13 protein-coding genes are annotated in these 11,485 nt (G+C 39.2%); 3 read left to right on the plus strand and 10 right to left on the minus strand.

The features are described from left to right. Positions 1–87 precede the first annotated feature (87 nt). Both MTF68_RS18310 and MTF68_RS18315 read left to right on the plus strand, forming a co-directional pair. Complete coding sequence (locus MTF68_RS18310; protein WP_248463267.1) at positions 88–597, plus strand: hypothetical protein; 510 nt, start codon at positions 88–90, stop codon at positions 595–597. Between the two features lie 10 nt (positions 598–607). Then, positions 608–1,012, plus strand: a complete 405-nt coding sequence (locus MTF68_RS18315; protein ID WP_024032116.1) for a hypothetical protein — start codon at positions 608–610, stop codon at positions 1,010–1,012. A 20-nt stretch (positions 1,013–1,032) separates the two neighbouring features. Here MTF68_RS18315 and MTF68_RS18320 read toward each other — a convergent pair whose 3' ends face one another. The 8 genes from MTF68_RS18320 to MTF68_RS18355 all read right to left on the minus strand — a co-directional run bounded on the left by MTF68_RS18320 (position 1,033) and on the right by MTF68_RS18355 (position 7,056). After that, on the minus strand, positions 1,033–1,218 hold the full coding sequence (locus MTF68_RS18320; RefSeq protein ID WP_004589143.1) for a hypothetical protein: 186 nt from the start codon (positions 1,216–1,218) through the stop codon (positions 1,033–1,035). Positions 1,219–1,233: 15 nt separating this feature from the next. After that, the gene (locus MTF68_RS18325) at positions 1,234–1,557 is read right to left on the minus strand and encodes a hypothetical protein (protein ID WP_029772225.1); all 324 of its coding nucleotides are present in this window, start codon (positions 1,555–1,557) and stop codon (positions 1,234–1,236) included. Continuing rightward, positions 1,554–2,192, minus strand: coding sequence for a DUF4178 domain-containing protein (locus MTF68_RS18330; protein WP_248463268.1), 639 nt, complete (start codon positions 2,190–2,192; stop codon positions 1,554–1,556). Before MTF68_RS18330 ends, MTF68_RS18325 begins: the two co-directional genes overlap by 4 nt. 73 nt (positions 2,193–2,265) lie before the next feature. After that, positions 2,266–2,958, minus strand: coding sequence for a PspA/IM30 family protein (locus tag MTF68_RS18335; RefSeq protein WP_004589140.1), 693 nt, complete (start codon positions 2,956–2,958; stop codon positions 2,266–2,268). A gap of 24 nt (positions 2,959–2,982) precedes the next feature. Continuing rightward, a complete protein-coding gene (locus MTF68_RS18340) occupies positions 2,983–3,396 on the minus strand; it encodes a DUF2170 family protein (protein WP_004589139.1) in 414 nt (137 codons plus the stop codon). A gap of 80 nt (positions 3,397–3,476) precedes the next feature. Continuing rightward, a complete protein-coding gene (locus MTF68_RS18345) occupies positions 3,477–5,198 on the minus strand; it encodes a polyamine aminopropyltransferase (RefSeq protein ID WP_248463269.1) in 1,722 nt (573 codons plus the stop codon). Between the two features lie 3 nt (positions 5,199–5,201). Further along, positions 5,202–6,101 (minus strand): DUF350 domain-containing protein, encoded by a 900-nt coding sequence (locus MTF68_RS18350; RefSeq protein ID WP_004589137.1) that lies wholly within the window; start codon positions 6,099–6,101, stop codon positions 5,202–5,204. A 22-nt stretch (positions 6,102–6,123) separates the two neighbouring features. Then, the gene (locus MTF68_RS18355) at positions 6,124–7,056 is read right to left on the minus strand and encodes a hypothetical protein (protein WP_004589136.1); all 933 of its coding nucleotides are present in this window, start codon (positions 7,054–7,056) and stop codon (positions 6,124–6,126) included. Between the two features lie 260 nt (positions 7,057–7,316). Between MTF68_RS18355 and MTF68_RS18360 the strand changes: the two genes are divergently transcribed. Continuing rightward, complete coding sequence (locus MTF68_RS18360; RefSeq protein WP_248463271.1) at positions 7,317–9,404, plus strand: EAL domain-containing protein; 2,088 nt, start codon at positions 7,317–7,319, stop codon at positions 9,402–9,404. Between the two features lie 25 nt (positions 9,405–9,429). Here the strand turns inward: MTF68_RS18360 and MTF68_RS18365 are convergent, their stop codons facing one another. Then, positions 9,430–9,870 carry a hypothetical protein gene (locus MTF68_RS18365; protein WP_338128464.1) on the minus strand — a complete coding sequence of 147 codons (441 nt, stop codon included), beginning with the start codon at positions 9,868–9,870 and terminating at the stop codon, positions 9,430–9,432. A 23-nt stretch (positions 9,871–9,893) separates the two neighbouring features. Further along, positions 9,894–11,087 (minus strand): hypothetical protein, encoded by a 1,194-nt coding sequence (locus tag MTF68_RS18370; RefSeq protein WP_248463273.1) that lies wholly within the window; start codon positions 11,085–11,087, stop codon positions 9,894–9,896. Between the last annotated feature and the right edge of the window lie 398 nt (positions 11,088–11,485).

Consider the following 11,485-nt stretch of genomic DNA (forward strand, 5'->3'; position numbering starts at 1 on the left):
TAATTACTTGATAATATAGTTTTTATTGCCGTTAAAAATGCACCGTGTATGATAGTGATGAATAATTCATCACTATCAAGGTTTGTTATGCGTACTCCACTGTTAGCCCTACTTTTACCACTTTGCTTAACTGCATGCCTCGAAACAACATCGCAAGATGCACCAACTAACTCGGTGAACGAGCTTAAAGAAGTACCTCAACAAACCAGCAGTGAAAACAAGCACAAAACCCCTACTGATGCATCGCAACCCATAAAAACCGCTTTAAAAGCAGTATCACTTAACGACATTAAAACCGCAAAAAGCGAGCTTAATACGTTAATTGCCAATACACAGTGCGATACCTCTGCACAATGTAAGGTTATGCCTGTAGGAAGCAAAGCTTGCGGCGGACCAAGTGATTATGTTGTTTACTCAACAAAATCAGCTAAAGAGGGACAAGTCAGTTCGCTTGCAAAGCAAATAACAACGCTTGAAAAAGCCTACAACACACAAAATGAAATGATGAGCACGTGCCAGCATTTAACTTCTCCAAGCACGCAGTGTGTTGAAAATAAATGTGTTAAACTTGAAGGTTCAGCGGTAAGTGTATTTTAAGGACAAGGTTATGAGTTGTTTACCATCAGCAATTAAATTATCAATTGTGAGTGTTGCCACCAGCGCTATGCTATTACTTAGCGGCTGCGCAAACACATCATCAAGTACTGAGCAAAATCAGAATTTGTCTGACTTGAACTACGATCTTAATAACATTGTTAGTGATAATAGTTGCACCGCAAGCTTTCAATGTAAGGTACTCGAAGTAGGTGCACGAGCATGTGGTGGGCCAAGTAAGTATGTTGTGTATTCAACACTTAATACCTCTCAAGAGCACGCCGAAGAAGTTGCCCAAAAAATTACACAACAACAAAAAGCGCAAAACAAAGCGCAAGGTTTAACCGATTGCTCACCGGTACTTGAGGTACAAACCCTGTGTATTAATCAGCAATGCCAGGCATTTGATATAAAATAGCGCAAACGCCAATTTCAGCGTTAACCTATAAAAGGTATTAACGCTGAAATAACCACCACCAGCACCACACAAATTCCTGCTTTAACAATATATTTCATTGGCATTTCTTTTTTTACCCAGTACGCATAAATAAATCGCACAAAGTAACTTGCAGCTGTGCCAAATAAAGCAAAAATAATTAAGTAAGCAATTAAAATAATATTCATATAAATCTAAATTAACTACTTAGTGTTTTTTTTAGTATGAGCAATTAATAACTCTGCTACTTGTTGCTTTACGGCTCGCTTATCATCACTTTGGACATTAAACCGCGTTGCTAGTTGGGCTATTTCATCATCGTTTAAATTAAACGATAGGCGCTGACGTGTTTTTTTAGACTTTACATCTAAGCCTAAAATTTTACGGATCATATCTGAGGGCGTAAGCTCTTGGTCAATGGCCTGCTTTTTTATCGACTTTTGTACTTCGCTGCTTAAATCAAATGCCATTTGTGTGGCACGCACGGCTTGCTCTTGACGTAACCACTTGTCTTTAGCATCACTCACTTCGCATCTCCTGGAAACAAGTCGACTATATCGGTAATTGGGCGTGTTAGCGTTAGTGACACTTCGGTCTCACCGCCATCCCATATTTCAATATTTAAGCCATGACCTTCGTCTGGCGATGCTAAGCAAATCATTTCACAAGGTTCGCCACCCTCTTGCTCATAGCGCGGTAATGACTGGCCACGAAAATCTTTGTTATGGAAATAGCACACATAAGGCGATTCACTTTGCTGATAGCTTTTAGCTAAAAACTGCATAAACTGCTCTGGCGTATTTTGTACCTGTATATGAGTTAACGACTCTTCATCAAAAATACGTGAAAATTCGTCTAGCCCAAATATTTGCTCTACGTCGTCACGCTGAATTTTGATTGAAAAATTAGCCCACTGCTCGCCATCATCTTGCTCAATTTGTAAAAATACCACCTGTCCGCTGTTCGTCTCAAGCACAAACTCAGTATCACTACTGTGCTGATATTGATAGGTTTGAATATCAATAACACGCAGCGTTTGCCCTTTTAACCACGACGGATATGCAAATGAATCGATAACGCTAAACATGTCACCTTTTTTAAGCTCACTTGCATGGTTAAGCTGACGTTCTGGCTCTTTTTTTGATTTGAAAAAATTAAACATAGTGAGGCATCCCTTAAGCAAAAAAGGTAACTAAGCCACGCTTAATTACCTTTTATTATAAATGTACGAACTATTAGCCGTTTTGCTTGGCTTTAATGCGCGCTAAAATATCGGCACTTTTTGGGCTTGTATCGCCAATACCGGCTTCAGCCATCTTCGCTTTTAAATCGTCGCCATTTGTATCTGACTCAAGCTCTTTTGCAGCGCCTAACTGGTCGCTACGATCTTGCTGGCGCTGTTTAATACGCTCAAGCGACTGACGAGCCGATGTCATAGACGAGCTATTAGTATTAAGCGTGCTGTTAACCGCCATAGTAGCTTGCTGTACGCTTTCTGTGGTTTTAACCATAGTAAGCTGACGTTGGTTTTCTTTAATCGACTTTTCAGCGTCTTTAACTTGTTGTTTAAGCGCTACAATATGATTGCTAAAACCTGCTAATACTTGCTCGTTTTCAGCTTTTTCAGCTTCAAAGTCGCCAATTTTTTCGGCAATTTCTAATGCTAAGGCTTCGTTACCTTTTTCAAGTGCTTGGCCTGCATATGCTTCGTGCTCAGCAATTGATGCATCAACTGCGCTAATTTTACGCTTAGTTTGCATTTCTTTAGCCATTACTTCTGTAAGGCTCTTTTTAGCACGATTAAGTGCATTTTGCGCATCTGCTATTTCTTGTTCAAAAATACGAATGCCGTTTGCATCTACAATTGCTTCGCCCGCTTCACGCGCGCCGCCACGTACTGCTGTAAATAATTTTTTTAATATACTCATAATCTTAACTCCACTAACTAGTTACTAATCGTTTAAATACAAGGTCACGGCTTCTAGTGCGTCAATAGCGTTGTCAGCTAGTGTCACTAGTTCGTGGGTAATATCATCTAATGATGAATTTACCGACAGTGCACCAAAAATCGCGTATTTGTTATCGATTTTAGCAAATGCACTCAGTGGAATTGGCACGTTTAAACGTAGTAGTGTTTCGTTTAACTCGTTGCGTAATTCACTTTTTACTTCATCTTCGCCAAACAAGTAGCTAATACATAACAACTGCTCTTGTGTTTGCGTAACAAAAATTGGAAGCTCATCGTTTCCATCAACTATGACTTGTAAAACATCTTGCTCACCAGGGTTGGCAATCAAGAAAGACTCAAAGTTAGCGCCTTCTGTTTCAAAAGAAGCTAATTTTATTGAAAGTTCATTTAATTCCATGTCTCTGCCTTTTTGCTGTTTGACATATTATGTCTGAGTTAAGATTCGCATGGTCGACATATTATGTCAACCATGTTTTATTAATTTTTATACAATTCGCTTTCTATCTGCCACGCATTACGGTAGTAATCATATAGCTGACCAGAACCTAACCTATTGACCTCAATACTTTTAACTTGTTCAAAATACTGGTTAGGAAATACAAAGCTGGCTAATAAATATTCTTTACTTACCCACCTTGATGGCACCGGCATAGCGCTTATATTTTTAATTCGCCCACTGGCTGGTTGACCCATTTTAGTGGCTATTGTCCACCCCCATTGCCCAAACGAAGGAATATTTTGCTGGTACTGCTCAACATAATCAAAACCCGCCGCTTTTACCGTTTTAGCAATACTTAAAAATGCTTTTTTGGCATGATAAGGCGAGGTAGACTGCACAGCCATTGCGCCATCGGGAGCTAACAATTGACGTACATGGTTATAAAAATAGTCGCTGTACATTTTGTTTAAATCGGGATGATTAGGGTCCGGCAAGTCAATTAAAATAGTGTCAAATTGCTTACCTTGATCAAGGAGCCTTTCAACCTCTAAAAACGCATCTCCCACAATAATATTGGCGCGTGGGTCTAACATCGATTGTTTATTTAGCGCTAATAACCGCTTACTTATAGACTCAGGCGCTGTAAAATCACCGTCTTTATGGCCAAATAAATTAAGCAGCTGTGCATCTAAATCAATTAATGTTACGTCGTTCACTGCCCACTTTAAAACATCTCTAAGGGCAAGCCCGTCGCCACCACCAATAATTAATACGCTATCGTGCCGGTTTGATGCGAGCATTGCCGGATACACCAGCATTGAGTGATATATTTGCTCATCAATACTCGAGAACTGTAAACGTCCATTTAAATACAAGTCGGTAATAGGCGCTGGCTGGTTTTTACTTAAGCGCTCGGTTAATACTACATGCTGGTATTTAGTTGCTTGTGAGTAAATAACTTTATCTTTATAAAGTACATTACTTAAGCTGTTCATCCAGCTACTACCCATCACTAAAATAAACCCAAACAGTGCCAGTAATACTATATGGCAAACTAGAAGTGCCTTAGCAAAGCGCACATGAGCATGGTAGCGCCATAAAAAGGCGAGCCCTGCCAGTATATTAAAAAGAGCTGTCCATGCTGCAGCTTGCATTATAGGCATCGCCAGCATAATGCTTACCCAAATAGCCGCACCAATACCCGCGCCAATATAATCGGCACCATAAATAGTGCCTGCATTGTTTTCTAAAAAACGCCCGTACACATGTTGGCGAATTCGTGCAATAAGCGGTATTTCCATACCAATAAATAAACCCAGCACTAAACCAAACACATAAGGTAAAAAGCGTGACCACTCTTGCAGCTTTTGAAATACATAGCCATTGAGCACAACATCGGGAGGTAAATTAAAAATACTAGAAAACAAATGAGGAAGTGAATAACTTACAGCAATTACACCGGCTATTGCCAAAATACAGCCCATGCCAACCAGGGCAATAATACTTTCAAGCCAAGCAAAGGCGGTAAAGGCATCTTTAAACCAACGGGCTAAAAATGCGCCTAAGCCCATGGCAACTATCATTGTGCCAATCATGGCATAGATAGCACTCTCTACAGAGCCCAGTACCCGCCCTGCGTAATGCGAAAGTAAGTATTCATAAATAAGGCCGCACCCAGCGAGTACGGCCATAACAGTTATTAGTAAAATATCGTGCCCAAGTAAACGTGATTTACTTGGGCTAGTTGTAGTTGATGACACTGATTATGCGCCTAGTAAGGTTGCCATAGTAATACCCACAGCAAACGACACTGCAGCAGAAATAGCACCTACACCTACATTTTTCTGACGGTTAACTTCATCTGAAATATCACAACCTGATAAAATTATTTTGATGGTGATTAAGTGCAAAATGATGAATGCCACTAAACTTACAATCGCGCTAATAGCCCAATAAAGCAGGCTAGCATTAATGTTATCGGCCGCATACGGCGCAATACCTGATGCCGCAGTAATAGCTAAGGCACTTCCTACTAAAAAGCCTGCGTAGCGTATACCTACAGCTAAATTGCCATCAATAATGGCTTGTTGTAAACAATCACCGCTTTTATTGGTACGCTTAAATAATTGTACGCGGTATTGGCTTACAAGCAGTAGTGCAACACTGCCAATAATAAAGGCAGCAATAACGATAGGCAGCCCATGCCAGCCCTCTGTTGCTACCCATAAAAGTGCAGAGCGAATCACAATAGCCACACTCACTACATGACCAAAATCGATAATAGAGGCCGTTACATTACCTTTTACAATTTCGTCGTGCAGGCTGACTTTACGAAGCGCGACCTTATCTTGAAAAAAGTGGCCCAATTTAATCAGTACAATGGCTAATACACCATAGCCCAACATTTGCAGGGCTTCTTGCTGTAACGACGCAGCAAAGGCACCACTACTCACACCCGTTAATACAATGGCAAGTGCAACTAAGCCTGCCGCAAAGCTAATACCAAAAGCAAAGTTATCGCGTTCTGTTATTTCGTCATTTGCATGAAGGTTTGAAACCCAGCCCTTAATGTATTTTAGGCTTACAAATAACAACACGATAATTGCAAAATCAATCGCCAAAGCTTGTAGCGACCACGTAGTTATTCCATTAAATTCGTACATATTTCTAACTCCAACTTATTCTTTACTTACCACGGCTCACGCCACGAGAGGTTCTGCTACCGCTATTGCGTACCGATCCAGAGCTGTTGCTATAACTACTCGAACGCGAGTAACTACTGCGGCTTTTAGGCGGTGTATAACTACTGCGGCTTAAACCCGAGGCACCCGTTTTTTTGCTCGCATAAGGGCTAGTAAACTGTTTGCCTTGGCGTTGGTACGATTGACGCGTACGCGTTTCTAAAGCACTTTGCGTTTTAATTTGTTTAGGGCTTGAGTAACGATAGCGGCCGTAATCGTTGTAATAGCTATATTTACGGCGGCTGCTCCAACGTCCGTATTCAACACGGTCAAATACATCGCCTAAAATACGGTACATGCCATACCACTGCCAAAAGCTAATACCATTACTATTAGTTTGCCAGTTACCGTAATTAGGGTTGCCCACCAATTGATTACCCTCGCCTGCGCCCTCCGCTTCTTTACTAATAGCACCAACGCGCGCAAGGCTGCCCTTAGACATATCCGCTAGCATATTAATCGGGTCAGTTAACGCATCAGAAAACAGCGTAGGCTTAGCCGCCTCACGTAGTAAATCAATACTGTGTAGCGTATCTTCGTAAGGAGGGATTAAATAAGTGCCTTTAATATCTTTAAGTCGTTGTGTTAAACCACTGTAAAGGGCACCCTGCCTTGTAGCATCAAGGGTAATTACATCAACAACCTGACTAAGTTCTGGCTGTTGCTGTTTAAGGAGTTTGCCATATTCTTTAAGCAATACAGCATTACGTATAGTCCCATTATCAAGCGCGGTACCAAGCTGTGCAAGCTCAACATCTGCCTTTTTAATAGACTCTTGAATTGTTTGTTGTAGTTGCTCTTCTTTAGATTGACAACCCATAAGCACTGCAAACAAACAAAACAGGCTCATAAGTTTCCAAGCTTTTATATTCGACATTCATGTCACCTGATTTAATAAATAACCGCATTAGTCTTACACAGGTCACTTATTAAGCCAAGAATGAAATTGCAACAAAGTAAGTCTGCCTAAAATAAAATAACCAGCTATAGTTACTCTATGAATTTAAACACATTCTTTTACTTACAAATTTAGTAAGTAACATCAGCGCTACGCGTAAGCCTTCTATTAATAAATAACAACAATAAGTAATAACTCTTTTAGTGAAAGAGCATGACAGTAAGAAGGGATTTGGCTAAATGTTTCATAGTATTCGTAACAAATTTATTATTATTACGACTTGTCTAATCGTACTAAGCGCTAGTTTTGTTTTTTATTTAGCTATTAATGAGCACGAGGATTTATACCGCCAATCAGTTGAAGAAAACCTCGATGCTATGTCATCAAATATTTCAGATAATTTGTTACGTGTTATGTCGCAAGAGATAGATTTATTTTCTATTACAACTGAGCTTTTGGGGTTAGATAGGTACGAGCACATAAAGTTTGTAAATGTATTTGATAGTAATTGGCAGCTAATACAGTCCTACGTGCACCCTAATTACTTAAAGTTCGAGGATTTTTCTCCACAGTTACAAGGGATCAAACCACAAAGTTTGCCCCGTACCGTCAGTGTTACTAACCAAGGCTTAGTTGCCTTAAAAACAATTGGTGAGGAACAGTTCCCTATAGGCTACCTATTAATTGTTCAGGATTTTAATAAGCCCCTCAATGAAAGCAAAGCGAGCTTATTTTATAGTGCAGCCCCTATCGTTATTTTTAGTATCGTGATCACCATCCTCATCTCTTTTTGGATATACCAACATTTATTAAGCCCGCTATTAAAACTTTCTAAATTCACACAAAAAGTAGAAAAAACAACTAACTATCAACTCCAATACCAGGGCTCAGGCAACGACGAAGTATCGCAACTTGGCAAAGATATTAATAACTTACTTAACACTATTAATGCCCAAGTGCTCACTAATCAAAAAAACACCGCACAACTATTAAAGCAAAAGCAATCAATGGAGCACTTAGCTAACTTCGATATATTAACTGGCTTACCTAATCGCATGTTTATTATGGGCTTACTAAAAGAAGAATTAACACGCTGTAAAAATAATCATCAAGATATAGCAATTATGTTTTTTGACGTAGATAGCTTTAAAGGTGTTAACGATACACTTGGCCATGAAACGGGCGACCTACTTTTAAAGGCGGTAGCCAGTAATATCAAAAAGCACTTACGCGAAAACGATGTTATTGCACGCTTAGGGGGTGATGAGTTTTTAATAATGCTGCGTAATATAAATAATTACACCGACGTTATTAATATTGCGGAGCAAATTATCAGCTCAATGCAAACGCCTTTTACTATTAACCAGTGGGATATACCCACCGGGGTAAGTATTGGTATTGCTCACGCTAAAGAGGCAGAGTTTGATATTAATACGTTAATTAGTAATGCAGACATCGCAATGTATGCCTCAAAAGAAAAAGGTAAAGGGTCGTACACCGTTTTCCATAGAAAAATGTTAGAAAACAGCAAGCGAATGGCTCAAGTGGCGAATTTAATTAGTCATGCAATTGCGCAAAATGAGTTTGAAGTTGTGTATCAGTTAAAAATAGCTGCCAATGGTGAGGCTAATGGCCTTGAAGCCCTTATTAGGTGGCAAAGTGAAGAGCTTGGCTTCATTTCACCAGGCGAATTTATACCCATTGCAGAGCAAGCAGGTAAAATAAAAGCAATCACGCAGTGGGTTGTCTCCAGGGTATTTCAAGATTTACCCACACTAAAGCAAACTATAGGTAACCATTTACTCGTTTCTTTAAACCTATCGAGCCATGATCTTAAAGATAATCACTTTATTGATGTTGTAAAAAATAAACTGGTTAAATACAACGTCGACATTGCAAATATCCAGTTTGAAATAACCGAATCAAGCTATCTCGATAATTTTGAAAACTCCAATGAATTCTTTAACCAAATAAAACAAATGGGTGGGTCTATAGCCCTTGATGATTTTGGAACGGGTTATTCATCGCTAAGCTACCTGACAAAAATAGATATCGATACCATCAAAATTGACCGTATGTTCGTTAATCAATTTGATAGCTCAGAAAAGGATGCGGCGGTATTAAAGGCCATACTCGATTTAAGTAAACGCCTAGGTTTAAAAGTATGTAGTGAGGGTATAGAAACAGCCAGCCAAGCTAACTACCTAATTGAAAATGGCAGTGATGAAATGCAAGGGTATTATTTTGCAAAGCCTGTAGCCATAGCACACATTCCAGCAGCTAAAGCCCAAGCAAAAGAGGCATTTAAAGCGCTAACTTTAAAATAAATCAGCGCTACTAGTTAACCATAAATTAAGGCGTTAGCGTTACAACAGTTAACTCGTCCGGAATTTTTGTATCAGCAGGCAAATAAGCAACTGCATTTTCTTCTTTCAATAAATACGCAATAATTTCTTTAGTCGAGCTAAATTCTACGGGTGGCTTGCTACGCCCTGTAAATCTCATCTGAGCCCAATAAGCCTGAATTCTCGATTCGGTTAAGCCAACCAATTTCGTATTAAAATCGATTCGTAACGGGTTTCCGGCGGGTAAATTTACTGCTTTAAATTGACGACTCATCGCGCCGCCCATATAAATATGGCGAATTTGCTGCTTACTCAAAGCTAAGTTTTTATTGGCCGTATTAACAACAATGATCACTTTACTTGTGTGGCTATTATCCGCGTAGGCTTGGACGCTAATAAACAATAATGACCAAGTAAAAATACACAGCAGTATTATATGTCTAATCACGTAAGTTAACTTAGAGTACATCATCAAAATACCCAATCTAAGCCAATAAGGTAAAGATTCGTTTTTCTATTAAAGCTAACATCCTCAGGGATAACAAAAAAAGAATTACTAACCTCATCGCCCTCTAAAGCAGATACTTCCGCCTTTAATGCCAGATTAGGTAGCACATCCCATCGTATACCAAGTGTCCATGTTTTTAGTGAGTCGGGTGCCGACTCTGCAAACACGCTGTTATAAGCCTGTGCCAGCTGATCAAGCTCTACATTAGCACCAATAGGGATTTCATTCTGATTGGCATTAATTTCTACATCGCTGTCTGCAAAGGTTAAATGATAAGTAAAAGGTGCATTGTTATAGCCTACGGTTAAGTAATAGCTTCGTATAGTCGGAATTATATCTAACTGTGTTTTAATCTTTACCCATTCACCTCTAAAAAAATAATCTAAATTATCATAAATAACACCAAATTGATCTGCATGTGCACTGCCCTGCGTTGTCAGCGATGCTGCACTTTGGCTAAAATTAAAATCCTCTAAAATATCTTGTAGTTGGTTAATCGATTTAAGATCTAACGCTATGTTACCGTTATACCTTGAAGCCCTAAATTCTATATTTTCAATATTCAACTTCCCTATCACACCCACTAAATTATCCACCTCAAAACCTGTTTTAAAAGGGCCTATGCCAATACTTCCCGACTCTTCGCCATAGTACCCTTCAATACTGATATCAAAGTCATCTGAGCCAAATTTGTAAATAGCATCAATACCATTAAATGTTTTAAATAAGTACGTGTCGTATACTTGTTGTGGCGGATTGATCCATGGGTATGCAAACCCTACATCAGAGAAGTCGCTCATTGTAAAAAATGGGGTTCGCAGCTTACCGATTTTTATCTGTAGGTTTGTTGTGGGCGTATAAGTTAAATACAGCCATTCAAGTCCACTCTCACCAGATACCGTTGTGCTATCGGATCTAAATAACCCTTGTGCTGTCACTGACCAGTTTGTATTAAACTGATACTCAGCTTGAAGACCTATTAAACTTGATGGTGAAAAGTTAAGACTGTCATCGTAGCCTCTATATTCGACATCTTTTTCATCTAAATAACCACCAATAACACGTGCGTAGCCTGAAAAATCAAACTCATCCGATTTAGCCGGTAAATGGTGTAGGCTCAGGATTAAAACGAATATCTGAAATATTTTATTTCGCATAGACACTCAGCAACTTAGATAAAAAAGCGCTGAATATTAAAAAGTAACGACATTTTATAATTCTGCAGAATAATTATTATGAGGTATAACTATAGTCAAAGTTAAAGAGTGTGGATCAAAATAGTCTGAACTAAAAGCTATTATTTTTATACATCTTAATAGATTAGTTAAGTTAAGAGACTTGCGTGTACTGTAATACCAATTCGCTTAATTATGTGATCTATTTTGAGGGTGGAAAAACGTGTCGGTATTACGTAAAGGCAGGTATTTCACTTTTCTGCAGACGTAAAAAAGCCCGCCTCTTTCGAGTCGGGCTTTCTTGTATTTGGAGCCTGGCAATGTCCTACTTTCACATAGCAAATGCTACACTATCATCGGCGCTGTTTCGTTTCACTACT

The sequence above is a fragment of the Pseudoalteromonas sp. 2CM37A genome (assembly GCF_023161885.1).
GTDB lineage: Bacteria > Pseudomonadota > Gammaproteobacteria > Enterobacterales > Alteromonadaceae > Pseudoalteromonas > Pseudoalteromonas atlantica.

Coding starts and splice junctions, on each gene's coding strand:
- MTF68_RS18320 (WP_004589143.1), bottom strand. CDS start 1,218: ATGAATATTATTTTAATTGCTTACTTAATTATTTTTGCTTTATTTGGC.
- MTF68_RS18350 (WP_004589137.1), bottom strand. CDS start 6,101: ATGTACGAATTTAATGGAATAACTACGTGGTCGCTACAAGCTTTGGCG.
- MTF68_RS18370 (WP_248463273.1), bottom strand. CDS start 11,087: ATGCGAAATAAAATATTTCAGATATTCGTTTTAATCCTGAGCCTACAC.
- MTF68_RS18335 (WP_004589140.1), bottom strand. CDS start 2,958: ATGAGTATATTAAAAAAATTATTTACAGCAGTACGTGGCGGCGCGCGT.
- MTF68_RS18355 (WP_004589136.1), bottom strand. CDS start 7,056: ATGTCGAATATAAAAGCTTGGAAACTTATGAGCCTGTTTTGTTTGTTT.
- MTF68_RS18315 (WP_024032116.1), top strand. CDS start 608: ATGAGTTGTTTACCATCAGCAATTAAATTATCAATTGTGAGTGTTGCC.
- MTF68_RS18310 (WP_248463267.1), top strand. CDS start 88: ATGCGTACTCCACTGTTAGCCCTACTTTTACCACTTTGCTTAACTGCA.
- MTF68_RS18330 (WP_248463268.1), bottom strand. CDS start 2,192: ATGTTTAATTTTTTCAAATCAAAAAAAGAGCCAGAACGTCAGCTTAAC.
- MTF68_RS18360 (WP_248463271.1), top strand. CDS start 7,317: ATGTTTCATAGTATTCGTAACAAATTTATTATTATTACGACTTGTCTA.
- MTF68_RS18340 (WP_004589139.1), bottom strand. CDS start 3,396: ATGGAATTAAATGAACTTTCAATAAAATTAGCTTCTTTTGAAACAGAA.